General features: G+C 73.8%; 22 protein-coding genes. 16 read left to right on the plus strand and 6 right to left on the minus strand.

The window, feature by feature from the left end:
* Positions 1–3: 3 nt before the first annotated feature.
* Positions 4–537, minus strand: coding sequence for a DUF3093 domain-containing protein (locus MILUP08_RS09245; protein ID WP_167626035.1), 534 nt, complete (start codon positions 535–537; stop codon positions 4–6).
* 84 nt (positions 538–621) lie between these two features.
* On the opposite strand from MILUP08_RS09245, the gene dut reads away from it, so the two are divergent.
* From dut to MILUP08_RS09265, 4 genes are all read left to right on the plus strand, one after another.
* On the plus strand, positions 622–1,158 hold the full coding sequence (gene dut / locus MILUP08_RS09250; RefSeq protein ID WP_007456935.1) for a dUTP diphosphatase: 537 nt from the start codon (positions 622–624) through the stop codon (positions 1,156–1,158).
* A 25-nt stretch (positions 1,159–1,183) separates the two neighbouring features.
* Complete coding sequence (locus tag MILUP08_RS09255; RefSeq protein ID WP_007456936.1) at positions 1,184–1,858, plus strand: DUF3710 domain-containing protein; 675 nt, start codon at positions 1,184–1,186, stop codon at positions 1,856–1,858.
* 126 nt (positions 1,859–1,984) lie between these two features.
* A complete protein-coding gene (locus MILUP08_RS09260) occupies positions 1,985–2,365 on the plus strand; it encodes an OB-fold nucleic acid binding domain-containing protein (RefSeq protein ID WP_007456937.1) in 381 nt (126 codons plus the stop codon).
* A gap of 25 nt (positions 2,366–2,390) precedes the next feature.
* Positions 2,391–3,077: a DUF3159 domain-containing protein gene (locus tag MILUP08_RS09265; RefSeq protein WP_007456938.1), complete on the plus strand. Its 687-nt coding sequence runs from the start codon at positions 2,391–2,393 to the stop codon at positions 3,075–3,077.
* A 29-nt stretch (positions 3,078–3,106) separates the two neighbouring features.
* Here MILUP08_RS09265 and MILUP08_RS09270 read toward each other — a convergent pair whose 3' ends face one another.
* On the minus strand, positions 3,107–3,796 hold the full coding sequence (locus MILUP08_RS09270; RefSeq protein ID WP_007456939.1) for a potassium channel family protein: 690 nt from the start codon (positions 3,794–3,796) through the stop codon (positions 3,107–3,109).
* A 3-nt stretch (positions 3,797–3,799) separates the two neighbouring features.
* Positions 3,800–4,465, minus strand: coding sequence for a potassium channel family protein (locus MILUP08_RS09275; protein ID WP_007456941.1), 666 nt, complete (start codon positions 4,463–4,465; stop codon positions 3,800–3,802).
* A gap of 164 nt (positions 4,466–4,629) precedes the next feature.
* Between MILUP08_RS09275 and MILUP08_RS09280 the strand changes: the two genes are divergently transcribed.
* The 3 genes from MILUP08_RS09280 to dxs all read left to right on the plus strand — a co-directional run bounded on the left by MILUP08_RS09280 (position 4,630) and on the right by dxs (position 10,060).
* The gene (locus tag MILUP08_RS09280; protein ID WP_039907538.1) at positions 4,630–6,699 is read left to right on the plus strand and encodes an APC family permease; all 2,070 of its coding nucleotides are present in this window, start codon (positions 4,630–4,632) and stop codon (positions 6,697–6,699) included.
* A gap of 121 nt (positions 6,700–6,820) precedes the next feature.
* Positions 6,821–8,032 (plus strand): class I SAM-dependent RNA methyltransferase, encoded by a 1,212-nt coding sequence (locus tag MILUP08_RS09285; protein WP_051065907.1) that lies wholly within the window; start codon positions 6,821–6,823, stop codon positions 8,030–8,032.
* A gap of 81 nt (positions 8,033–8,113) precedes the next feature.
* Positions 8,114–10,060 (plus strand): 1-deoxy-D-xylulose-5-phosphate synthase, encoded by a 1,947-nt coding sequence (gene dxs, locus MILUP08_RS09290; RefSeq protein ID WP_007456947.1) that lies wholly within the window; start codon positions 8,114–8,116, stop codon positions 10,058–10,060.
* 77 nt (positions 10,061–10,137) lie between these two features.
* Here dxs and MILUP08_RS09295 read toward each other — a convergent pair whose 3' ends face one another.
* Complete coding sequence (locus MILUP08_RS09295; RefSeq protein ID WP_007456948.1) at positions 10,138–11,337, minus strand: hypothetical protein; 1,200 nt, start codon at positions 11,335–11,337, stop codon at positions 10,138–10,140.
* A gap of 686 nt (positions 11,338–12,023) precedes the next feature.
* Between MILUP08_RS09295 and MILUP08_RS09300 the strand changes: the two genes are divergently transcribed.
* The gene (locus MILUP08_RS09300) at positions 12,024–13,757 is read left to right on the plus strand and encodes a DUF6311 domain-containing protein (protein WP_051065909.1); all 1,734 of its coding nucleotides are present in this window, start codon (positions 12,024–12,026) and stop codon (positions 13,755–13,757) included.
* A complete protein-coding gene (locus tag MILUP08_RS09305) occupies positions 13,757–15,598 on the plus strand; it encodes a DUF6311 domain-containing protein (RefSeq protein WP_007456952.1) in 1,842 nt (613 codons plus the stop codon). Before MILUP08_RS09300 ends, MILUP08_RS09305 begins: the two co-directional genes overlap by 1 nt.
* Before the next feature lie 9 nt (positions 15,599–15,607).
* Here the strand turns inward: MILUP08_RS09305 and MILUP08_RS09310 are convergent, their stop codons facing one another.
* Complete coding sequence (locus MILUP08_RS09310; RefSeq protein ID WP_007456954.1) at positions 15,608–17,527, minus strand: DUF6311 domain-containing protein; 1,920 nt, start codon at positions 17,525–17,527, stop codon at positions 15,608–15,610.
* Positions 17,528–17,638: 111 nt separating this feature from the next.
* Here MILUP08_RS09310 and MILUP08_RS33680 point away from each other — a divergent pair, with 111 nt between their 5' ends.
* The 7 genes from MILUP08_RS33680 to MILUP08_RS09345 all read left to right on the plus strand — a co-directional run bounded on the left by MILUP08_RS33680 (position 17,639) and on the right by MILUP08_RS09345 (position 23,740).
* Complete coding sequence (locus MILUP08_RS33680; RefSeq protein WP_007456956.1) at positions 17,639–18,916, plus strand: outer membrane protein assembly factor BamB family protein; 1,278 nt, start codon at positions 17,639–17,641, stop codon at positions 18,914–18,916.
* Positions 18,913–20,202 (plus strand): outer membrane protein assembly factor BamB family protein, encoded by a 1,290-nt coding sequence (locus MILUP08_RS09320; protein WP_007456958.1) that lies wholly within the window; start codon positions 18,913–18,915, stop codon positions 20,200–20,202. The genes MILUP08_RS33680 and MILUP08_RS09320 overlap by 4 nt, the downstream gene beginning before the upstream one ends.
* Before the next feature lie 85 nt (positions 20,203–20,287).
* Positions 20,288–20,956 carry a response regulator transcription factor gene (locus MILUP08_RS09325; protein ID WP_039907546.1) on the plus strand — a complete coding sequence of 223 codons (669 nt, stop codon included), beginning with the start codon at positions 20,288–20,290 and terminating at the stop codon, positions 20,954–20,956.
* The gene (locus tag MILUP08_RS09330; RefSeq protein WP_007456962.1) at positions 20,953–22,134 is read left to right on the plus strand and encodes a sensor histidine kinase; all 1,182 of its coding nucleotides are present in this window, start codon (positions 20,953–20,955) and stop codon (positions 22,132–22,134) included. Before MILUP08_RS09325 ends, MILUP08_RS09330 begins: the two co-directional genes overlap by 4 nt.
* A 163-nt stretch (positions 22,135–22,297) precedes the next feature.
* Positions 22,298–22,702 carry a VOC family protein gene (locus tag MILUP08_RS09335; protein WP_007456964.1) on the plus strand — a complete coding sequence of 135 codons (405 nt, stop codon included), beginning with the start codon at positions 22,298–22,300 and terminating at the stop codon, positions 22,700–22,702.
* Positions 22,699–23,121 carry a VOC family protein gene (locus MILUP08_RS09340; protein WP_007456966.1) on the plus strand — a complete coding sequence of 141 codons (423 nt, stop codon included), beginning with the start codon at positions 22,699–22,701 and terminating at the stop codon, positions 23,119–23,121. The genes MILUP08_RS09335 and MILUP08_RS09340 overlap by 4 nt, the downstream gene beginning before the upstream one ends.
* 73 nt (positions 23,122–23,194) lie before the next feature.
* Complete coding sequence (locus MILUP08_RS09345; protein ID WP_007456968.1) at positions 23,195–23,740, plus strand: hypothetical protein; 546 nt, start codon at positions 23,195–23,197, stop codon at positions 23,738–23,740.
* 73 nt (positions 23,741–23,813) lie between these two features.
* Here MILUP08_RS09345 and MILUP08_RS09350 read toward each other — a convergent pair whose 3' ends face one another.
* On the minus strand, positions 23,814–24,638 hold the full coding sequence (locus MILUP08_RS09350; RefSeq protein WP_007456970.1) for a hypothetical protein: 825 nt from the start codon (positions 24,636–24,638) through the stop codon (positions 23,814–23,816).
* Positions 24,639–24,690 lie beyond the last annotated feature (52 nt).

Raw genomic sequence — 24,690 nt, forward strand, 5'->3', positions numbered from 1 at the left:
CGGTCAGCCCGGCTCGCCGGCCGTACGGTCGGCGGGCCGGCGGACGTCCCGCGCGGCAAGCACCGCCTCGGCCAGCTCGACCGGCCGCCTGGTGCTCACCACCCAGAACGGGGTCGGGTCGGCCGGGTCGTCGAGGACCACCTGCACGGCGCCGCCGATCCACGGCCGCTGCACCACGAAGGCGAGCGGGTCCGCGCCCACCCCGAGCACCTCGCGACGGCCGGCCACGTCCAACGGGATCACGTCGGCCACGAAACGCACCGGCAGCCGGGCGTCGTCCACCCGCAGCTCGGAGTCGACGACCGCGACGCGGATCCGGCCCAGCCACCACAGCCCGGCGGCGGTGACCGGCAGCAGCACCGCGAAGGGCAGCCAGGCGCGGACGCCGGAGCCGCCCATCCAGATCTCGACGGCCAGCAGCGCGGCGGCCACCAGCCCGGTCAGCCACAGCCACCAGGGCAGGTCCAGCCGTTCGGCGTACGCCGGACGGGCCGGGACCGGCGGCCGATCGGCGGACGGGGAGGGCGACATGCTCACTCCTGCGAGGGTACGGCGCACGGCGGGCCGGCCAACCGGCAGGATGGCAGGGTCACCGGAGACAACCGGACGAAGAGGGGACCCGTGACCGACGTCGTACCCGTGCCCGTACGGCTGCTCGATGCCGAGCTGCCGCTGCCCACGTACGCCCATCCCGGCGACGCCGGGGCCGACCTGGTGGCCGCCGCGGACGTGGAGCTGCCGCCCGGCGGTCGGGCCCTGGTGCCCACCGGCGTGGCCGTCGCCCTGCCGGAGGGGTACGTGGGCCTGGTCCATCCGCGGTCCGGTCTGGCGGCCAGGCTCGGCGTGACGGTGCTCAACGCGCCCGGTACGGTCGACGCCGGCTACCGGGGTGAGATCATGGTCAACCTGATCAACCATGATCGGGACACGCCCGCGAAGATCTCCCGTGGCGACCGGATCGCCCAGCTCGTCATCCAGCGGGTCGCGCGGGCGCGGTTCGAGCCGGTGGCCGAGCTGCCCGGGTCCTCGCGTGGGACCGGCGGGCACGGCTCGACCGGCGGACACGCCGGGCTGGTGCCGGCACCGGTCGGCCAGGAATGGCCCGACCAGCGGCGGGCCGAGCCGGGCCACGGGCAGACGGAAGAGGTGGCAGGGTGATCGTGAACAGCGGAGGGTGGGCGCAGTGATCTTCTCCCGAAAGCGGGCCGATGCCGGGCGGCACACCCGCGACGAGCGGACCACCGAGGTCCTCGACGAAGGCGCCGGGGCGTCGGGGCCGGCGCTCATGCGCGGGCCGTACGACATCTCCGAGGTCGACGACGAGGTGCAGCGACTCGATCTCGGCAGCCTGCACATCCCGGCGGTGGCCGAGGTGGAGGTGCGGGTGCAGGCCGACCCGCAGGGCGTGATCCAGCAGGTGGTGCTGGTGCACGGGGACAACGCGCTGCAGCTCGGCGTCTTCGCCGCCCCCCGGTCCGAGGGGATCTGGGACGAGGTGCGCGAGGAGATCCGGCAGTCGCTGTTGCAGGACGGCGCCGCCGCGCAGGAGGTCGAGGGCGAGTACGGCCCGGAGCTGCACGCCCAGGTGCGCACCCCGGACGGCCCGACGAACCTGCGGTTCGTCGGCGTCGACGGGCCGCGCTGGATGGTCCGCGGCGTCTTCCAGGGCCCGGTGGCCACCGACCCGGCCAGCGCCGGGCCGCTCGCCGAGTGCCTGGACGGCCTGGTCGTCGACCGTGGCCAGGAGGCGAAGCCGGTCCGTGAGCCGCTGCCGCTGCGACTGCCCCGCGAGATCGCCGACCAGGCCGGCGCCGAGGGCGGGGACGAGTCCGCCGCCTCCGAGCCCCGCCAGGTCTGACCGACCGAACACCGGCCCGCCGGAACCGGGCCCGTCGGCGTACGCTGGCGGGACGGTTCCGGCGTCGCCGGAGCCGGGCCGGAGCCGGCCTGCGCCGGCGAGCGTGGAGAGGGTGACGCGGAGGTCATGACGACCGACGAGAGCCGGGTGTCGCTGCGGCGCATCCTGCAACGGTTCACCGCCAGCGAGGCCGAGATCGACGCGCAGGAGCTGCGTCAGGAGAGCGCCGAGTGCGGTGGCGTCCTGGCCCAGCAGTGCTCCCGGGGCCAGGTGGTCTCGGTCGCCGGTCGGCTGCGCACCGTGGTCTACACGCCGCGCACCAACCTGCCCACCCTCGAGGCCGACCTGTACGACGGCAGCGACGTCGTCACCCTGGTCTGGCTGGGTCGGCGGCACATCTCCGGGATCGAGCCGGGGCGGCACCTGACCGCACGCGGCCGGGTGGCCATGCGCGACGAACGCAAGGTCATCTACAACCCGTACTACGAGCTGGACTCGCCGAAGTGACGGCACCGCGGACGGAAGGCCGGGCATGACGACGGGACAGCACCGGGCAGCACAGCCGGAGACCGATCCTCCCGAGGAGGACGAGCCACTGCCCACGATCGCCGAGCAGATGGCCGACCAGCTCGGCGGCTGGCGGGGGCTTGTCGAGTCGAGCATCCCGGTGGTCGTCTTCGTGCTCGCCAACATCATCAGCGACCTGCGGCCCGCCGTGATCGCCTCGATGGGCGTCGCGCTGCTGATCGCCGTGCTGCGGCTGGCTCAGCGCCGGCCGATCCGGCACGCGGTCAACGGGCTGTTCGGTGTGGGCATCGGCGCCGCCATCGCCTGGCGCACCGGCGACGAGCGGGATTTCTACCTACCCGGCATCCTCTACGGCATCGGCTACGGCATCGCCCTGCTGATCTCGGCGGCCGTCCGGCAGCCCCTCGTCGGGTGGATCTGGTCGGTGCTCGTCGCCAAGGGCCGCTCGGAGTGGCGGGCCGACCCGAAGCTGGTCCGCACCTTCACCCGGCTGACGGTGCTCTGGGGCGTGGTGTGGCTCGCCAAGGTGGGCGTGCAGGCCGGGCTCTACCTGGCCCACCAGGACACCGCGCTGGGCGTGGCCCGGCTGGCGCTGGGCTACCCGCCGTACGCGCTGCTGCTGCTCATCACCGTCTGGACGGTGCGCCGGGTCACCCGGGAGCCGCAACCCACCCCGCTGCCCGGCGCCTGAGCGACCCCCCCAGCCGCGCCCGACGCGGTTCAGCGTGAGCCGCGGGTCCGCTCGACGCTGTCCGGGCCGAGGATGACCGCGCGGACCTCGTCCTCCACCTCGGCGGTGCAGACGAAGATCAGCTCGTCGCCGGCCTCGATGGGGTCGTCCGGGCTGGGCACCAGGACGCGCTTGCCGCGCAGGATCGCCACCAGTGCGGAGTCGCGGGGCAGCGGCACCGCGTGGATGGGCTGCCCGACGTAGGGCGCGGTCGGCGGCAGGGTGATCTCGACGAGGTTCGCCTCGCCCTGCCGGAAGGTCATCAGGCGGACCAGGTCGCCGACCGTGACCGCCTCCTCGACCAGCGCGGCCATGACCCGCGGCTTGCTCACCGCGACGTCCACGCCCCACTGCTCGGTGAAGAGCCACTCGTTCTCGGCCCGGTTGACGCGGGCCACCACCCGGGGCACCGCGAACTCGGTCTTGGCCAGCAGCGACAGCACCAGGTTGGTCTTGTCGTCACCGGTGGCCGCGACCACCACGTCGCAGCCGGCGACGTTGGCCTCCTCCAGGCTGGCCACCTCGCACGCGTCGGCGAGCACCCACTCGGCGGCCGGAACCCGGTCCGGTCGGAGCATCTTCGGCTGCCGTTCGATGAGCATCACCTGGTGGCCGTTCTCGATCAGCTCCTGGGCGATCGAGCGGCCCACGTTGCCGGCGCCCGCGATGGCGATCCGCATGGCTCAGTGCCCCCCTTCCGGCGGCGTCGACGCCACCGACGTGACAGTCGTCACGATGTCGTCGCTGACCAGCATGAACACCTGGTCGCCCTCCTGCACGACTGTGGACGCGGTGGGCAGCGTGCCGATGCCGAAGCGGATCAGGTAGGCCACCCGCGCGCCGGCCGCCTCCTCCAGGACGCGTACCGGCCGGCCGATCCACTCCTTGTGCACCGGGACCTCGACGATCGACACGGTGCTCGTCGGGTCGCGGAAGATCTCCACGTTGCCCTCCGGCACGAGGTGCCGCAGCATCCGGTCGGCGGTCCAGCGCACCGTGGCCACCGTGGGGATGCCCAGCCGCTCGTAGACCTGGGCGCGGCGCTGGTCGTAGATGCGGGCCGCGACCCGGGACACGCCGAACGTCTCACGGGCCAACCGCGCCGAGATGATGTTGGAGTTGTCGCCGCTGGAGACGGCCGCGAAGGCGTCCGCGCGCTCGATGCCCGCCTGGCGCAGCACCTCGCCGTCGAAGCCCGCCCCGGTCACCGTGATCCCGGCGAAGTCGGGGCCGAGCCGCCGGAAGGCGTCGGCGTCCTGGTCGATCACCGCCACCGAGTGCCCCCGGGACTCCAGGCTGTGGGCGAGGGTCGACCCGACCCGACCACATCCCATGATCACGACGTGCACGCTGTCCCTCCCAAGGTGCGTACCGCTCCCACTGCCGGGGGTCCTTCGAGTGCGAGCCTGCCACGTCCCGGCGGCCAGCGGGGACCGACCGTACCCCGTCGTGGTGAGCAGCGACGATCGCCCACCCCCGTGCTCCCGCGATGATGGTCGTACCCTTGGCGTTCGTGGCCAGTCCCACCTCGCTGCTGAAGCGACTGCTTCTCGGTCGACCGTTCCGGTCCGACCGCCTGCAGCACACCCTCCTGCCGAAGCGCATCGCGCTGCCCGTGTTCGCCTCCGACGCGCTGTCCAGCGTCGCGTACGCGCCCGACGAGATCCTCCTGACCCTGTCCATCGCCGGCGCCTCGGCGCTCCTGTTCTCCCCGTGGATCGCCCTCGCGGTGGTCGTGGTGATGCTCACGGTGGTGGCCAGCTACCGGCAGAACGTGCACGCCTACCCCTCCGGCGGCGGCGACTACGAGGTGGCCACGGTCAACCTCGGCCCGAAGTTCGGGGTCGGGGTGGCAAGCGCCCTGCTCGTCGACTACGTGCTCACCGTGGCCGTGTCGGTCTCCTCCGGCGTGGCCAACCTCGGCTCGGTGGTGCCGTTCGTGGCCACCCACAAGGTCATGATCGCGGTGATCGCGGTGGTGCTGCTCACGGCGGTCAACCTGCGTGGCCTGCGCGAGTCGGGCACGGCCTTCGCCATCCCCACCTACGGCTTCGTGATCGTGATGGGCGGGATGCTGCTGACCGGGCTGTTCCGCGTCTTCGTACTGGGCGACGACCTCCGTGCGCCAAGTGCCGACCTGGTCATCCAGGCCGAGCACAGCGTGACCGGTTTCGCCCTGGTCTTCCTGCTGCTGCGCACGTTCAGCTCGGGCGCCGCCGCGCTCACCGGCGTGGAGGCGATCTCCAACGGCGTGCCCGCGTTCAAGGCGCCGAAGAGCCGCAACGCCGCCACCACGCTGCTGCTGCTGGGCGCGATCGCGGTGAGCCTGCTCGTCGGGATCATCTGGCTGGCCCGGCTGACCCACCTGCAGTTCGTCGAGGACCCGGCCCTGCAGATCGTCTCGGGCCCGGACGGGTACGTGCAGAAGACCGTCACCACCCAGCTCGGCGAGACGGTCTTCGGCTCCGGATCGTTCCTGCTCTACGTGGTGGCCGGGATGACCGCGCTCATCCTCTTCCTGGCCGCGAACACCGCGTTCAACGGCTTCCCGGTGCTCGGCTCGATCCTCGCCCAGGACCGCTACCTGCCCCGCCAGTTCCACACCCGGGGCGACCGGCTGGCCTTCTCCAACGGCATCACCTTCCTGGCCCTCTTCGCGATCGTGTTGATCGTCGGGTTCCAGGCCGAGGTGACCCGACTCATCCAGCTCTACATCGTCGGCGTCTTCGTCTCGTTCACCGTCTCCCAGGCCGGCATGATCCGGCACTGGAACCGGCGCCTGCGCACCGAGCGGGATCCGGAGGCGCGTCGCCGGATGCTGCGGTCCCGGGCCATCAACACCTTCGGCATGGGTCTGACCGGCACGGTGCTGGTGATCGTCCTGATCACCAAGTTCCTGCTCGGCGCCTGGATCGCCATCGCCGCGATGGCCGTGATCTACGTGCTGATGCTGGGCATCCGCCGGCACTACGACCGGGTCGCCACCGAGCTGACCCCGCCGGATGAGGGCCGGGCCGTGCTGCCCGCCCGCAACCACGCGATCGTGCTGGTCAGCAAGCTGCACCAGCCGACGCTGCGGGCCATCGCGTACGCCCGGGCGACCCGGCCGGACACGCTGACCGCGGTGACCGTCAACGTGGACGAGAAGGACACCCGCGACCTGCAGGCCGACTGGGAGCGGCGGGAGATGGCGATCCCGCTCACCGTCGTCGACTCGCCGTACCGGGAGATCACCCGCCCGATCCTGGATTTCGTCGCCTCGACCCGCCGTACGTCACCGCGCGACGTGGTCACCGTCTTCATCCCGGAGTACGTGGTGGGGCGCTGGTGGGAGAACCTGCTGCACAACCAGAGCGCGCTGCGCCTCAAGGGCCGGCTGCTCTTCGAACCGGGGGTGATGGTGGTGAGCGTTCCCTGGCAGCTCGCCTCGACCGCGAGCAAGAACCTGGACCGGCTGGACGCCACACTCTCCCGTACCCCGGCGCGCGGGCCCCGGGGCACCGTGCCACCGGCGGTCACCGCACCGCCGCCGGACGAGCCCGGCCCGGTCGGCAGCGAGACGGTCGGGAACGGCCGTGACTGAGCGGACCGCGCCACCCCCGGCGGCCGAGCGTGGCCCGACCGAGGCGGAGCGTGGCCTCGCGGAGGCGGAGCGTGGCCTCGCCGAGGCGGAGCGTGGCCTCGCGGAGGCGGAACGGGTCGAGCTGACCGTCGACGCGGTGGCCCCCGGCGGGCACTGCGTGGCCCGGGTGGACGGGCAGGTGGTGTTCGTCCGGCACGCCCTGCCCGGCGAGCGGGTGATCGCCGAGGTCACCGAGGTGCACAGGGGATTCGTCCGGGCCGACGCCGTGACCGTGCTGGACCCCTCGCCGGACCGGGTGGAGCCACCCTGCCCGTACGCGAAGCCGGGCGCCTGCGGGGGCTGCGACCTGCAACACGTCGCCCCGGACGCGCAGCTGGCCTGGAAGACCGCTGTGGTGCGCGAGCAGCTGGTCCGCCTCGGTGGGCTCACCGACGCCGCGCTGGACGGGCTCGGCGTCCGGGTCGAGGCGCTGCCGGGCGGGCTGCTGGGCTGGCGCTCCCGGGTCCGCTACGCGGTCGACGCCGCGGACCGCGCCGGCCTGCTCAAGCACCGCTCGCACGAGGTCGTGCCGATCGACCGCTGCCGGATCGCCCACCCGGCCATCCAGCAGCTGCCGGTGCTCACCCCGACCGGGACGCGCTGGCCGGCGGCCGAGGCGGTGGAGACCGTCGCCAGCACCGGCGGAGACGTGAGCGTCGCCGAGGTCCGCGACGGGGTGGCCAGGCCGGTCAGCGGGCCCACCGAGGTCCGCGAGGTGGCCGCCGGGCGGGACTGGGCGCTGCCCGCGTCCGCCTTCTGGCAGGTGCACCCGGCGGCCGCGGACACCCTGTCCACGGCCGTCCTGGAGCTGCTCGACCCGCGCCCGGGAGAGGTGGCCTGGGACCTCTACGGCGGCGCCGGGCTGTTCGCCGCCGGGCTGGCCGCCCGCGTCGGCGCGTCCGGCCGGGTGACAGTGGTGGAGGCTGCCGCGCAGGGCGTCGCCGCAGCCCGGGAGAACCTGGCCGACCTGCCCCGCGTGGAGGTGGTGGCCGCCCGGGTGGAGACCGCGCTGGCCCGCCGCCGGATCACCGGCCCGGTCGACGTGGTGGTGCTCGACCCGCCGCGCTCGGGCGCCGGCGCCCCGGTGGTACGCGCGCTGACCGCCGCCCGCCCACGGGCGGTCGCGTACGTGGCCTGCGACCCGGCGGCCTTCGCCCGGGACGTGCGCACCTTCGCCGAGCGGGGCTGGCGGCTGGCGGCGCTGCGCGGGTTCGACCTCTTCCCGATGACCCAGCACGTCGAGCTGGTGGGCCTCCTGCTCCCGGTCGACGCGCCCGCTGTGGATCGGCCCTGAGCAGGCGCTCAGCGGCCCGCTGTGGTGCGCGCGGCTCGGGCCAGGCTGCGGAGTGTCGGACGGCCGATAGACTCTCCGGTCATGAGTGTTGAAGAGGACACGGCCAACCACGGCCGGCTGCTGGGGACGGTACGCGGTCCGCAGGACGTCAAGCGGATGTCGGGCGAGGAGCTGGATGTGCTCGCCGCCGAGATCCGGGACTTCCTGATCGCCAAGGTCTCCCGCACCGGCGGGCACGTCGGACCCAACCTCGGTGTGGTCGAGCTGACGCTGGCCATGCACCGCGTCTTCGACTCCCCCCGGGACCGGCTCCTGTTCGACACCGGCCACCAGGCGTACGTGCACAAGATCCTCACCGGGCGTCAGGCCGGCTTCGACAAGCTCCGCCAGCGCGGTGGCCTCTCCGGCTACCCCAGCCAGGCGGAGAGCGAGCACGACCTCATCGAGAACTCGCACGCCTCCACCGCGCTCTCCTACGCCGACGGCCTGGCCAAGGCGTACGCCCTGCGGGGTGAGGCGCGCAGCGTCGTGGCCGTGGTCGGCGACGGCGCGCTGACCGGCGGGATGTGCTGGGAGGCGCTGAACAACATCGCCACCGCCGGCAACTCCCTCGTCATCGTGGTGAACGACAACGGCCGGTCCTACTCGCCGACCATCGGCGGCCTCGCCGACCACCTCTCCTCGCTGCGGCTCAACCCCGGCTACGAGAAGGTCCTCGACACGGTCAAGGACGCCCTCGGCTCCACGCCGCTGGTCGGCAAGCCGATGTACGAGGTGCTGCACGCGGTCAAGAAGGGCATCAAGGACGCCGTCGCGCCGCAGGCCATGTTCGAGGACCTCGGCATCAAGTACGTCGGCCCGGTGGACGGGCACGACGTGGCGGCCGTCGAGTCGGCGCTGCGCGCGGCGAAGAACTTCGGCGGCCCGGTGATCGTGCACGCCGTCACCCGCAAGGGGTACGGCTACCGCCCGGCCGAGGAGGACGAGGCGGACTGCCTGCACGGCCCCGGCAGCGCCTTCGACGTGGAGACCGGCGCGCTGCTGGCCGCCCCCTCGGTGAAGTGGACGCACGTCTTCGCCGACGAGCTGCTGGCCATCGCCGACGAGCGGCCGGACGTGGTGGGCATCACCGCCGCCATGGCCGAGCCGACAGGCATCGCCAAGCTGGCCCGCAAGTACCCCGAGCGGGTGTACGACGTGGGCATCGCCGAACAGCACGCCGCCACCTCGGCGGCCGGCCTGGCGCTCGGCGGCCTGCACCCGGTGGTCGCGGTCTACGCCACCTTCCTCAACCGCGCCTTCGACCAGGTCCTGCTGGACGTGGCGATGCACAAGCTGCCGGTGACCTTCGTGCTGGACCGGGCGGGCATCACCGGCCCGGACGGCCCCAGCCACTACGGCATCTGGGACATGTCCGTCTTCGGGGTGGTTCCCGGCCTGCGGATCGCCGCTCCCCGGGACGCCGCCACGCTGCGCGAGGAGCTGCGGGAGGCGCTGGCCACCGACGACGGCCCGACTGTCGTGCGGTTCCCCACCGGCGCGGTCGCCGCGGACCTGCCGGCGCTGCGTCGGGTCGGCCCGGTCGACGTGCTGGCCGAGTCGGCGCGTACCGACGTGCTGCTGGTCGCCGTCGGCTCCTTCGGCCAGCTGGGCATGGAGGTCGCCGCCCGGGTCGCCGAGCAGGGCTACGGCGTCACGGTCGTCGACCCCCGCTGGGTCCGTCCGGTCCCGGCCGAGCTGGTCGAGCTGGCCGCCAGTCACCGGCTCGTGGTCAGCGTCGAGGACGGCGTCCGCGTCGGCGGCGTCGGCGACGCCCTCGGCCAGGCCCTGCGCGACGCCGACGTCCGGGTGCCGCTCAAGGATCTGGGCGTACCTGCCGACTGGCACCCGCACGGCACCCGCGCGCAGATCCTCGCCGACCTGGGCCTGACCGCCCAGGACGTGGCGCGCGACGTCACCGGCTGGATCTCCCGCCTGGACGCCACCCCGGACCGGCTGACCCCCACGAACACCCCGGCCCAGAACTGACCCACCCCGTATCCGCCGACGGCGGGCGGCCCCGCAAGGGGCCGCCCGCCGTCGGCGTTTCGCACCCCCACGAGGGCTCAGCGGGAGCGGGGCGTCACCGAGCGGTAGTGGGTCTTGTCGGTGTTGGCCAGGCTGTAGGTCTGGGTGCGGGCCGGCTCGGGGACGACCACCAGGCCGGGGCGCTCCACCAGCAGCGGGGTGCCGGGCGGCACCGAGAGGGAGCTGTCCCGGGTGGCCCGCCAGCTGAGCACCACCAGCGGCTGGCCGGGCACCGGCAGCTGGTACGTCTGCAACGGCGTGGCCCGGTCGGCCGGCGACACCACAGGCGTGCTCCCGTCCGCCGGCCGGTAGACGACGGCGGTCATCGTGCCGGCGTCGGTGTCCCAGCTGAGCTGCTGCAACTCGGCCGGCTCGCCGCCGCCGAGGGCCACCTCGCCGAGCGAGCGGACCGAGAGCTTCGCCATCGGCCAGGACGTGGGCACCGACTTCGGCGCGTCCCGGTCGCCGATCCGGCGCGGGATGCTGCCGAACGGCCCCCGCTCGCCGGCCAGCACGCAGGTGTCCAGCCCGGTGAGCGCGCGCCGGCCCGCGCCGGACTCGTCACGGACCAGCGGATAGCGCGGGTCGGTGGTGCCGGTGCCCAGGTCGAGCAGCCGGTCGGCGGCCCGCCCGCGAGGCAGCGACTCGGTGGCCCGCAGGGTCGCCGTCACGGCGACCGCGGTGCAGGCCGGCACGTCGACCGGGGCGCTGAGGCCGTCCGCGACGGTGAGCGCCCGGCCCTGCGGCCCGAGCAGCTGCTGCACCCGGGCGGAGACCAGGTAGCGCCGACCGCCTGCCGTCTGCACCGGCAGCACGTCGGAGTAGACCAGGTAGCCCGGATCGGTGTACTCGGTGGCCCGGGCGATCGCGTACCGGCCGCCGTCACCGGTGAGTTGCAGCAGCCAGGACGCGCTCTCGCCGGGCACGTCGGCCGCGACCAGTGCCACCGGCGCCCCGTCGACCCGGCCGGAGAAGAGGATGCCGGACGAGGGCAGGTGCGCCCGGTCGTCGGCCGGCGAGCGCCAGTCGCGGACGGCCCTGGTGACGGCCGCCGTCGCCGCCGCGTCACCGGCCAGGTCGCCCCGGGGCGGCCACACCGCAAGCGTGCCGTCGAGGCTGTCGTACCCCACCCGCAGGTCGCGGGGTGCGCGTTCGGCGACGGGACCGCACGCGGTGGCGGTCAACAGCGCGGTCAGCAGGACGGTGAGCACCCTGCCGTGCCGGCGGCCCGGAGTCACCTGATCCGCCCCCGATCGCCTCGCCGTCGTTGTGGGAAAGCGCCATAGTACGAGATGTCCGGCGCGACGCCGCCGTTGGCCGTCCCCGCACCCACCACAATGGACGCCACCGGGGCTTTAGTGCCTTTTCGCCGCTCGGGTAGACTCCGCCGACTGTGACGCCTGCCGAGTCCCGCGCCCTGTCCGCGCCGCACCCGGACGCGGCCGGCCCCGACGAGACAGTGAGCCACCACACTCGCACCGCGTCCCGGACCAGGGCCGTCGGCGCTCCCGGCGGCTCCGCCGCCCCGGCCGCCCGTGTCGGCGCCGGCGTGCGGACCGCGGAGCCCAAGACCGAGCCCAGGACCGAGCCCGAGCCCAGGACCGAGCCCGAGCGCAGAACCGAGCCCGAGCGCAGAACCGAGACCGAGAACGAGACCGCGCGCGGGACCGCGACCGCGTCGACGGCGGTCGCCGCCGCGCCGGCCGAAGCCCCGCCGGCAGCGCCGGCCGAGTCCCCGACAGCGCCGCCGGCCGAAGCCACGCCGGCCGGCGTACCCGTCGAGGCCGCGCCGGGTGGCGTACCCCTCGAAGCCACCCCGGGTGCCGTACCCGTCGAAGCCGCGCCGGCCGGCGTACCGGCGGAAGGTGACGGCGACGACGCCGAGGGGGACGGCGCACCGCGCCCACGTCGGTGGGCCCGCTGGATCCGGTGGCGGCAGCACCTGGCGGTCGGCGCGCTGTTCCTGCTCGCCGCGCTCTGGGTGACCAGCCGGATCTGGCTGGACCCGGCCGGCCGGGTGGCGTCGCTCTACACCGGAGACCCGGCCCAGGTGCAGTTCTTCCTCGCCCACTCGGTGCGGGTGGTGCTGCACGGCGAGTACCCGTTCTACACCGAGCAGTTCAACTATCCCGACGGCGTCAACCTGATGGCCAACACCGCCGTGCTGGCGCTGGGCATTCCGATGGTGCCGGTGACCCTGCTGTTCGGGCCGGCGGTGTCCTTCGTGGTGCTGGTGACGCTCGGCCTCGCCGGCACCGCCATGGCCTGGTACCTGGTGCTCCGCCGCCACGTCGTGCGTACGCCGCTCGCGGCCGCGGCCGGCGGCTGGTTCTGCGGTTTCTCGCCGGCGATGCTCTCGCACGCCAGTTGGCACCCGAACATCATCAGCCAGTTCCTGCTGCCGTTCATCGTGTGGCGGGTGCTGGTGCTCACCCGCTCGCGCCGGCCGGTCCGCGACGGCGCCCTGCTCGCCCTGCTCGTCACCGCGCAGGCGTTCATCAACGAGGAGATCCTGCTCTTCACGGCGCTGGCCTGCGGGATCTTCCTGCTCGCGGTGGTGGCCCAGGAGCCGGTCCGCTGGCGGGCGGCGTGGCGACCGCTGGCCGTCGGTCTCGCCGCCTGCGCGCTGCTGGCCGGTGCGCTGCTGGCGTATCCGCTGTACGTGCAGTTCGCCGGGCCGATGGCGTACCACGGGCTCAGTGACGCCGTGCAGGACTACGGCAACGACATCGCCGCCTTCTTCGCCCCCGGCTCGGCCACCCTCGGCGGCAACCAGCGGGCCAACGTCAACCTGGCCCCGAACTACTCCGAGGAGAACGCCTTCTTCGGCTGGAGCCTGTCGCTGCTCGCCGTCGGCGTCGTGGTGTGGCTGCGTCGGGAGATGGTCGTGCGGGCGCTCGCCGCGACCGGTGGCTTCTTTGCCCTGCTCTCCCTGGGCGAGCGAATCTCCTGGTGGGACCGGGAGCTGATCACCGGGCCGTGGGAGCTGCTGGTGCACCTGCCCCTGCTGGACGCGGTGGTCCCGACCCGGTTTGGCCTGATCACCACGGTGATCATCGGCCTGCTGCTCGCGCTCGCCGTCGAGCGGGCCTGGGAGCTGCGCCCTGCCGACAGGCGTACCGTCCGGACGCTCACCGCCGCCGGCCTGGCGTTCGCGCTGTTGCCGATCGCGCCGATGCCGCTGCGGATGGTCTCCCGGCCGCCGGTGCCGGAGTTCATCACCGCCGACCGCTGGCGGGCGTACGTCGGCCCGGACCAGACGCTCGTGCCGATCCCGGTGCCCAGCATGGGCAACACGCACGGCATGCGCTGGGCGGCGGCCACCAACCTCGACTTCAAGATCCCGGGTGGCTACTTCCTCGCCCCCCGCAACGGCAACACCGGCGACCCCGGTCGTTTCGGCGGCCGACCCAGCGGGGTGGGCCAGCTGCTGGAGGAGGTGGCCACCACCGGCCGGACTCCCAAGCTGGACGACCGGCAGCGTCGGCGCTTCACCGACGAGCTGCGGCACTGGCACGCGGCGATCCTGGTGCTGCCGGTGCGTCAGCAGCATGTCGAACCGCTGCGGCGTACCGTCGAGGAGCTGGTCGGCCCCGGTCGGCAGGAGTTGGACGTCTGGGTGTGGGACGTTCGGACGCTCACCGACCGCTCGGTCTGATGACGAGAGCGACGGCGTCGGCGGCGGAGACGACGTCGGAGACGACGTCGGCGACGGAGGTGCCGGCGGCGGTCGGTCCGTCGACCGCGCGTCGACCCCGGCCGGCGTGGCTGCCGGACGCGCTTGTCATCGTCGGCTATCTGGGGTTGGCGATGTTGCTGACCAGCGCCCAGTGGGGCCACCCCGGGCGGCTGTTCCACCAGGCCGGTGACCAGGTGCTCTTCGAGTGGATGCTCGGCCACGCGGCGCACGCCGTCGTCGCGGGGGAGAACCCGCTGTTCAGCACCGCCCTGAACGCGCCGGACGGGGTCAACCTGATGGCGAACACCTCGGTGCTCGGCCTCGGTGTCCCACTGGCCCCGGTCACGCTGCTGTTCGGCTCGCAGGTGGCGTTCTGCGTGGCGGTGGTCTGCTGCCTCGCCGGCACCGCCACGGCCTGGTACGCGCTGCTGCGCCGTCGACTGGTCACCGCCCGCTCGGCGGCGGCGCTCGGCGGGCTGGTCTGTGGCTTCGCCCCCGGCATGATCGCGCAGGCCGGGGCGCATCTGCACGTGGCCGCCCAGTTCCTGCTGCCGGCGATCCTCGCCCTGGTGTTCCGTCCCGGGTCGGGCCCGCGCGGGGTGTGGCGACCCGGTGTGGGCCTCGGGCTGCTGCTCGTCTGGCAGGTGTTCATCGGCGAGGAGGTGCTCGTCTTCCTGGCGCTCGCCGCCGGGGTGTTCGCGCTGGGCTACGCCCTCGCCGACCGGGCCGCGGCCCGCCGCCTCGCGCCGTCGCTTCTCGGCCGGCTCGCGGTGGCGGCCGTGGTGGCGGTGACGCTGCTGGCGTACCCGCTGTGGTTCCAGTTCCACGGGCCGCAGCACTACACCGGGATGGCCTTCGCCGCGCACGGCTTCCAGCTCGACGCCGCGTCGTTCACCGCGTCGGCCCGGCAGACGGTGCTCGGTGACGACTGGCTGCCGGGGCTGCTCGCGCCGAACCCGACCGAGGAGAACTCGTTCTTCGGCCCCGGGCTGCTGGTGCTCGCCGTGGTCACCGTGAGCTGGCTGTGGCGACGGCCGCTGGTCCGCGCGCTGGCCGGCTGCGGTGTCGTCTTCGCCCTGCTGTCGCTCGGCACCGACCTGCGGGTGGACGGCACCGCCACCGGCATCGCGGGCCCGTACCGGCTGGTCGCCGGGCTGCCGCTGCTCGACCTCGCGGTGCCGGCCCGGTTCGCGCTGGTCTGCGTGCCGGTGCTGGGCGTCCTGGTGGCGCTCTTCGTCGACCGGGTCCGGGCGGCTCGCCGGTCACCTGCCGTGCCGGGACTGCCGCTACGACTGCTGGGGGCCGGCGCGGTGGCCGCGGCGCTGCTGCCCCTGACGCCGACACCGATCCGGGCGGTGCCGGTCGCGCCGGTGCCGGGGTTCGTCGCCGACGGCGGGTGGCGGACGCTGGTGCCCGCGGGCCGGACCGTGGTGGCGGTGCCCCCGGTGACCGGCGCCGCGCTGAGCCCGGTGATGCTCTGGTCCGCCCGCACCGGGCTGGCGTTCCGCGCCCCGGGCGGGTACTTCATCGGGCCGAGCGGCCCGGACGACCCGGCGGCCCGCTGGGGCGCCCCGGACCGGCCCACAGCCGTGCTGCTGCGTCGGGTCGTCGAGACCGGCGCGGTGCCGGTGCTCACCGAGACCGACCGCCGCCAGGCCGTGGACGACCTACGGCACTGGCGGGCCGCCGTGGTGGTGCTCGGCCGGCTGACGCACGACGAGCCCGTCCGCCGGACCGTGGAGGAACTGCTCGGCCCCGGCCGCCCGGTCGACGGCGGCTGGATGTGGGACGTGCGCGCGCTGGTCGGCCAGCCCTTGTGAAACAGGCCCCTAACGCTGATCCACCAGCGCGCGGACGTCCCAGACCCAGACGTCGTCGACCCGCTGCGGCGGCCCGATCAGTGCGGTGACCAGCTCACGCAGCACCGCCTCGCGCGGATGCGCGCCGAGCACCACCACCGACGCCCGCCAGAACCGCAGGTCCTCGACGGCCTGGCGGCGGTTCTCGTCGGTGAGCACCGGGACCGCGTTCTTGTCCATCGTGGAGTAGACGAGGGTGCTGGTGGGCCGGTTCGGCGCGCCGAAGACGCCCTCGCCCAGCTCGTTCGGGCCGATGAAGTAGCCGCCCGGGACGGGGAACTCCTGCCCGGTCAGGGCGCTCCAGCGCAGCGTGGGCAGGCCGTGCACGTTGCTCGGGATCGGCACCGGCACGAGGGTGCGGCCCTCCGGCACGTACGGTCGCCAGCCGCCGGCGGTGATGAAGTGCGGCGGCGGGTCGATCTGCTGGGCGGGCAGCGGCCGGGGGAAGAGCGGTAGCAGGGCGAGAGTGACAGCCGCGTACCCCAGCGGGCGCAGCCACCGGCGGCGCGGCGCGACCGGCGCGGTCGCCGCCTGGTCGTCGGACGTCGCCGGCTCCCCGGCGGTCGCCGGTTCCCCGGCGCGCGGGGCCGGCACGCGGCCCGGCGCGGCCACCGCACGGCCCTGCCGGGCCGCCGCGTCCCAGGTCAGCGCCAGGAGTACGCCCACCGCGGCGGCGACCACAAGGGTCAACCGGGTCGGCATCATCATCTCGACGAGCGGAAGGTCGTCCGGCACGTACGACCAGGGGCCGCGCACCCCGGTCTCCACGCCGTCGAAGCGCACCCGTGGCCCGATCGAGGCCACGGTGAAGACCACGATCAGCACCGCGACGATCCGGGCTGGCAGCGACCGGCGTACCAGCAGCACGAGGGCCACCACCGACAGCAGCACCAGCGGCCAACCGAACCAGGTGTTCTGCTCGGTCATGCCGATCGTCTGCTCCACCGCCGGGTCGCCCGCCCAGGTGTCCCGGGCGAAGGTCACGAAGGCGACCAGGTCCTCGCCCCAGTTGTGGAACACGCCACCCTGCAGGCCGCGGTAGGACTGCGGGCCGTTGAACTGGAACCAGATGGGGTACGCCGCCAGCAGCAGGGCCAGCCCGCCGGCGACGCCCAGCCCGGCCAGGAACGGCCCGGCCGCGGCGCGCGCCGCCCGTGGCCGCTGCACCGCGTACGCCAGCACGACGACCAGGCAGGCCAGCGCGGTGAGCAGCAGCATCTCCTCGTTGATGAAGATCTGGTACGCCACCAGCACCCCGAGCACCAGCCCGTTGCGTCGCCACCGGCCCGGCTCGCCCATCCGCAGCACCCGCACCACGATCAACGGCAGGAGGTAGTTGGACACGAAGTTGGGCTGGCCGTTGGCGTGGTGGATGATGCCCGGCGCGAAGCCGAGGAACGCTCCGCCGACGAAGGCCGCCGCCCGGGACCGCACCAGGTGCCGCGAGAGCATCCAGTAGGCGGTGCCGGCGGTGGCCGCCAGCGCCCCACCCAGGTAGAGCGCGTACGTGACCTGCGGACCGAACAGCATCGTCAGTGGCGACAGCGGCAGGGTCACCCCGAGCAGCGAGGTGTTGGCCATCATGTTCACCCCGTCCGGGGCGTTCTGCCGGGCCGTGAACAGCGGGTTCTCCAGGTGCCGCACCGAGTACGCGCCGTGCGCGAACAGCCACTCGAACCAGCTGTGGTCGGTGGGCAGATGCGACGAGACCCGACCGGTCACGTCCCCCCAATAGTGGAGGCAGACGAAGACCCCCAGCACCACATAGGCTCCGAGGGCCAACAGGTCCGCTCGGGCCGGGCGGCGTCGAGGCCGCCGTGTCGGCGCGACCTCGGCCGGCTCGGCGTCGGTCACGGGATTCAACGAGGGGTCTACCACCGGCACAGCCACGACGCGCCATCGTACAGGCGAGGATGCGTCGCTTTTGCCGGGCCGGTACGCCCACGGCCGGTTTGCCGGGGCCGCCACCGGCCGACCCCACCGGCGATGGAGGGACGGTCGTTGTCGATCATCGAGCTGGGCGAGGTCCGGGACGAGCCCGAGTCGCCGCCCTCGGCCCGCCGCCCACGCGCCGCCGACCGCCGGCTGCGGGCGGGAGCGGTGCTGCTGCTGGCCCTCGTCGTGCTGGCCGCGGCGGCTCCGCTGCCACGGCGGGCGATGACATCGGTGCCCACCGCGCCGGGCGCCTCGGCGTACCTCACCGAGGCCGGCGTCGTCGTGGTCGACGCGACGACACCCTCCGGGGACCGCTACCTGAGCGCCTACGCCCTGCCCACGGCGAACGACGAGAGCGCCGTGCGGCGTCGGTGGCGGACGCCGCTGGCGCGCACCGGTGACTACCTCGCCGTGTGGGCGCGACGCGGCCTGCTGCTCGCCGTCGGCACCAGCAGCACGAACGGCACGCTCGAGACGACCGCCTTCGACGCCGGGACGGGTCGGCAGCTCTGGCGTCACCCCGGGGTCGCCCGGTGGACGGCCGACGGGGGCCTGCTCCTCCTGGACGACATGACCGAGGGGTCGGCCGCGGTGCGCAAGGTGACGCCCGACACCGGCGCCGTCCAGTGGACGGTCTCGGTGCCGGTCGCGGGCAGCCCCGAACTCCACGGTCCACCCGACCGGGTCGACCAGCTCGTGCTCGTCCAGCCGACCGGCGAGGTCCAGGTGTACGACGCCGGTTCCGGTCGCCTGCTGCGTGGCGTCGACACACTGGCCGGTGCCCGGTCGGCGTTCCAGCGGGTGCAGGTCGTGGGTGACCTGGTGCTGCTCGTCCCACCCGGCAGCACCGGGCTGGTCGCGTACGGCCTGCCCGGGCTCGATCCGGTGTGGACGTCCCCGGTGCCGCTGGTGTCCTGGGCGACCACCTGCGGAGAGCTGGTCTGCGCGGTCCAGCAGACCGGCGGCGTCCAGGCCGTCGACCCGGCCACCGGCACGGTCCGCTGGGCCGACCCCGGCCCGGACATGCTCGTCGACATCCGGGGAGACCGGCTGCTGGTGACCGGGCCCGACCAGCGGTACGCGGTCCGCGACGCGGCGACCGGGCAGGAGCGCACCGAGCTGGGCGAGTGGCAGATGGTGGGTCAGGTGCGGCCCGGCGACGAGCTGCTCGGCGTGCGGACGGCCGGCAGCGACCTCGTGGTCGCCGCGCTGGACCTGGGCACCGGAGAGGCGCGCATCCTGGACGTGCTGCCGGATGTGGCGGGTGGGTGCCAGGCGGCGCTTCCCGTCCTGCTCTGCCGACGCGTCGACGGCTCGACCGGGCTGTGGCGGTTGTCCCGGTGACCGGCGGCGTGATCGACCTCGGGGAGCTGCGGCACGGGTCGGACGTCGAGCCGCTGCCCCGCCCGTCGGTGGCCCGGGGGCGGCCCCTGCGGTGCGCGCTCGTCCTGGTGCTGCTGCTGGTCGGCCTCGCCGCTTCGGGGCCGTCCCGGACACGCGAGGTCCTGACGCTGCCGGCCGATCCCGGCGCCGACGCGCTGGTCTCCGACGACCTCTTCGTCCTCGTCGAGCCGCTCGGCCGGACGGGGCAGCGGCGGATCACCGCCACCCGGCTGCCCGGCGGCGAGCCGGCCTGGCAGGTGCCGTTGCCGGCCGAGGGTCGGTACTGGGGAGTCGCGCAGCAGGGCGAGACGCTGCTGGTCACCGGCCACGAGGTCGGTCCGGACAGTCAGGGGACGCTCACGATGGCGCTGGACCGCCGGACCGGGGCGTACCGCTGGCAGCAGCCCGGCAACCCCGCCGCGCTTCCCGACGGCAACATCCTCATGTGGTCCCAGATCAGCGACGACCAGCCCGGCACCCTGCGCGGTGTGGACCCGTGCTGCGGCACGGTGCGCTGGCAGGTGCCGATCAGCCCCGGCGGTGAGTTCGTCTTCCGCGACGGCGAGCACGGGGTGGACCGCCTGGTGGTCGCCCGCCGGAGTGGCCCGACCGAGGTCCGCGACGCGACCAGCGGCGTGGTGCTGGCCCGCGCCGACCTGGGCACCCCCGCAGGCGGGTCCGACCTGTCCGTGCAACTGGTGGACGGTCTGCTGCTCACCATCGGTGGCCCGTCGCCCACGACCACCGCGTACGGGCTCGACGATCTGCGTCAGCGCTGGCGCGTGCCCGTCGACGGTGCGATGTACGCGTCGGACTGCGGCGTCGTCATCTGCGTGCAGACCCGCTCCGGCGGGATGCGGGCGCTCGACGCCGCGACCGGTCGTGAGCTGTGGGGCGACGACCGCTGGGGGTGGGTCTGGCCGTACGCCGGTCGGCTGGTGGCCACCACGGTGAGCAGCGCCGGGCCCGGCGCGGAGGACCTGGTCGTGCTCGACCCACCGACCGGCCGGGTGCTGGCCGAGCTGGGTCGGTGGGAGCTGGCCGGGTTCGCCCAGGGCGGCCCGCTGATCGGCGTACGCCGCCTTTCCAGCGGGGGTCTGCTCATCGCCGAGCTGGACGTCAGCGCCGGCCGGGCCCGGTCGCTCGACGTGCTGCGGGACGCGTCCGGCGACTGTCAGGCCCTCCCCGGGCGACTGCTCTGCCGGCGCCGCGACAGCGCGTACGGGCTGTGGCCGTTGCCCCGCTGACCACCCGTGGGTCGGTGCGGGCGGCGAGGGAGGATTGTTGCCCGCCGGCGCTAGGTTGTCGGTGGTCAGCAGCGAGGAGGCCGGGATGCGGGTACTGGTGGTGGAGGACGAACGCAACCTCGCCGACGCGATCGCGCGCGGGTTGCGCAAACGGGGCATGGCGGTGGACGTGGCGTACGACGGTGACGCCGGCCACGAGGCGGCGTTCGTCACCCGGTACGACGTGGTGGTGCTCGACCGCGACCTGCCCGGCGTGCACGGCGACCAGATCTGCGCCGACCTCGCCGCCTCCGGGGCGTTGACCCGGGTGCTGATGCTGACCGCGAGCGGCACCGTTGCCGACCGGGTGGAGGGGTTGCAGCTCGGGGCGGACGACTACCTGCCCAAGCCGTTCGCGTTCGACGAGCTGGTCGCCCGGGTGCAGGCGCTGGGCCGGCGGGCCACCCCGGCCGCGCCGCCGGTTCTCGAACTGGCGGACCTGGTGCTGGACCCGGCCCGCCGGGTCGCCACCCGCGCCGGTGTGCCCATGGACCTGACGAACAAGGAGTTCGGCGTGCTGAGCGAGCTGCTCAAGGCCCGTGGCGCGGTGGTGTCAAGCGAGGAGCTGCTGGAGCGGGTGTGGGACGCCAACACCGACCCGTTCACCACAATCGTCCGGGTCACGGTCATGACGCTGCGCCGGAAACTGGGCGACCCACCGTTGATCGAGACGGTGGTGGGGGCGGGTTACCGCACGGCCGAGGTCCTGCCGTGAGCAGGCGGGGGCGGCTGCGACCCACCCTGCGGTTGCGGCTGACGCTGCTCAACGGGGTGCTGCTGGTCGGCGCGGGCGCGATCCTGGTGCTGCTGGCCTGGCTGCTGGTCCGTGACGCGCTGCGGCCCACCGACGAGCTGCTGCCCGGCACGACTGTGCTGCTCTCCGACGGTGGCCGGATGGACGCCGCGCAGTGGCAGCGTGAGCTTGTCGACGCCGCCTCCGGGGAGTTGCTGGCCAAGGGCCTGGTCGCGCTGTTGGCGATAAGCGTGGTCGGGGTGGCCGGCGCGTACGCCGTGGCCGGGCGCGCGCTGCGACCCCTGCACCAGGTCACCGCGACCGCCCAGCGGCTCGGCGAGGCGACGCTGGACCAGCGGATCGGCTACTCGGGCGCGGACGACGAGGTGGCCGAGCTGGCCAAGACGTTCGACGCGATGCTGGACCGGATCGCGTCGGCGTTCGAGGCGCAGAAGCGCTTCGTTGCCAACGCCTCGCACGAGCTGCGGACCCCGCTCGCCGTGATGCGGACCGAGATCGACGTGACGCTCAGCGACGACGACGCGGACGCCGCCGAGTACCGCCGGATGGCGACAGTCGTCCGGGACGCCTCGGAGCGGGCGAACAGCCTGGTCGACGCGCTGCTGGTGCTGGCCCGCAGCGAGGCCCAGACCGGGCGGCGACTGGGCCGGCGCACCGAGTGCGACCTCGCGACGGGCACCGCCAACGCGCTGTCGGCGATGCGCCGCGAGGTCGAACGGATCGGCCTGCGCGTGCAGACGTCGCTGGAATCCGCGCCGGTGGTCGGCGATCCGGGATTGCTCGACCGGCTGGCCGGCAACCTGATCGAGAACGCCGTCCGCTACAACCACCTGCACGGTCGGCTCTGGGTGCGTACCGGCACCGACGGCGAGCGCTCGTGGCTGGTGGTGGGCAACACCGGTTTCGAGGTGGACCAGGCCGACGTGCCGGGGCTGTTCGAGCCGTTCCGGCGCGGTGGCCGGGAACGTACCGGGGCGCGCGGGTCGGGGCTGGGGCTGTCCATCGTCCGGGCGGTCTGCCAGGCGCACGGTGGCACCGTCCGGGTGGTCGCCCAGCCCGGCGGCGGCCTGGAGGTGACGGTCACCCTGCCGACAGCGGACGCCCCGGCGGTGACCGGCCCGGTGCCCGCGGGAGGCTGAAACGGGGTTGCGCGCGGGGCTTGGCCGCTGGCACGATCACCCGCGTCAGCTCGACAGCGAGAGGGGGTGCGGCGATGTCCACCAACCACGATTCCGCACCCCGGGTCTTCGCCGGCTGACCCCGGGCAGCGGAGCGTCCCATCCCGCCATGGAGGGACCACCCGTGTATCCACGGATCCGCAACATCAGTTTCGACTGCCACGACACGTACTCCCTGGCCGGCTTCTGGTCGGCCGTGCTCGGCTACGCCCGGCACAGCGAGGACGTCCCCGGTGACCCGGAGGCGGCCCTGCTGCCGCAGGACGAGACCATGCCGAACCTGTTCTTCCAACAGGTGCCGGAGGACAAGGTGACCAAGAACCGGCAGCACATCTGCCTGGAACCTGTCGACCGGACCCGGGACGACGAGATCGAGCGGGTGCTCGACCTCGGCGCCACGATGGTCGTCGACCGACGGCGCGCCGACGGAACGGGGTGGGCGGTGCTGGCCGACCCGGAGGGCAACGAGTTCTGCGTGGTCCGCAGCGCCGGGGAACGTGTCGCCACCACTCTGGAGGACCAACCGTGAGTTCGACGATCCACAACATCAGCTTCGACTGCCGCGACACGTACGCCCTTGCCGGTTTCTGGTCGCAGGTCTTCGAGTGCCCCCGGCATCCCGACGACTTCCCGGGCGACCCGGAGGCGATGCTCCTGCCGCCGGGCGGACCGGAGGTGCTGTTCATCGCCGTGCCCGAGGGCAAGGCGGTGAAGAACCGACTGCACCTGGACCTGGAACCGGCCGACCGGTCCCGGGCCGACGAGGTCGAACGGCTGCTCGGCATCGGCGCGACACTCGTCGCCGATCAGGTCGGCCCGACCGGCGGCGGTTGGGTGGTGCTCGCCGACCCGGAGGGCAACGAGTTCTGCGTGCTCGGCAACGCCGCCGAGCGAGCGGCGGCAGCGGCGGCGCGGGCCGCGGCGACGGGTACGGGCGAGCCGGTCTAGGCACTGCCGCCTCGGATCCCGTCCCGCCGCCCCATGATCGACGGGGCGGCGGGACGGGTTGCCGTCGTGTTAGATGAGCGGCCACAGCAGCCAGAAGAAGAATGTGTGGGCAGACATGGACACGACGGCGACCGAGCCGGTGCGGGCGTACCTCACCGCTACCGGTGAGCGGCTTCGGGCCGACGGCTGCGAGGTGCGCACCGAGGACTGGGGCGGCGTACCGGTGCTGATCGGCCACCGGGGCGACTTCCGGATGCGGTGGATGGCGACCAAGCTGCACCTGTTCACGGTCGCGGCGCCGACGACGCTTGTCACGGCGGACGCCCTGCAGAGGTTCACCGCCACGGCGATGGACTACGTGTTGGCCCGCAAGGGGCAGCTGCGGGGCTTCCAGAACGGCGTGGCCGTGTTCCCCGCCCTGGTCGGCACCCAGGTCGACCCGGCGGCCTCGGCGTGGGCGCAGGGGAGCCAGCAGGTGAAGTTCGCCGCGGTGGCCCGACCGGTGGCGGTGGAGGCCGGCAGCGGCACGGCCAGCGCGTACCGCGGCAACCCGGCGCTCGGCTTCATCTACGCGGCCCACCTGCGGAGCAAGCTGAACGCGTACTTTCCGACGGCCTGAGCCGGAGCGACCGTGGCGTACGGCGAGGCCCCGGTCACCCTGAAGGGTGGCCGGGGCCTCGGTCGTGCACGGGTCAGGAGCGCTGCTCGACCTGGCCCCGGATGGTGACGAACTCGGCCTTCGTCTCCTCGGCCGACTTGAAGTACATGACCACCAGGCCCACGCTGCCCCGGTCGGCCCAGACGCAGACGCCGAGCGGCACTCCGTCGGTCTTGCCGTCGCCGCAGCGCGCGTCGCCGCCCAGCGGGCCGGCCTCGACCGCCGCCATGTTGGTCACCGTCAGCTCGCTGGAGAGCCCGGTCACGGCCTCGTCCAGCTCCTTCTTCGGGTCGGCCATCACGCCGGAGACCGCCGCGATCATGATGAGGTCCTGCTTGGTCGGGTCGCCGTAGAAGGCGCCGACCGCGCTGGTCTCGTTCTGCACCTCGGCCTTCATCTCGGTGACCATCTGGTCGGCGGCCTTCTGCAACTGCGGGTCGGTGTTCTTCGCCCGACCGGCGAGGGTGGCCGGCGCGACCACCCGGGTCTTGGTGGCGTCGACGACGTCGCCCACCTCGTCCTTGACCGCGAACCAGGTGATCGCCGCGCCGCCGAGGCAGAGCACGAGCACCACTGCCAGCACGATCAGGATGATCTTGCCGACGTTCGACTTCTTCGCCGGCGGCGGGCCGCCGAACTGGTTCGGGGCTCCGTACGGCTGGCCCGGCTGCGCCGGCGGGAAACCCTGCTGCTGCGGCGGCGGCCAACCGCCGGGCTGCTGCGGCTGGCCCTGCTGCGGCTGGCCCTGCTGCGGCGGCGACCAGCCACCGGGCTGCTGCGGCGCTGCCGGCTGGCCGGGCTGCTGCGGGGGAGGGGAATCGTGCGGCGGGCCGAAGGGGTTGGCCGGCGGCTGGGACATCAGTCAGCTCCAGGATCGGGGTGCGAAGCGCGTGATCCTAACCCGGTGACCG

It is taken from the genome of Micromonospora lupini str. Lupac 08, from assembly GCF_000297395.2.
Classification (GTDB): domain Bacteria; phylum Actinomycetota; class Actinomycetes; order Mycobacteriales; family Micromonosporaceae; genus Micromonospora; species Micromonospora lupini.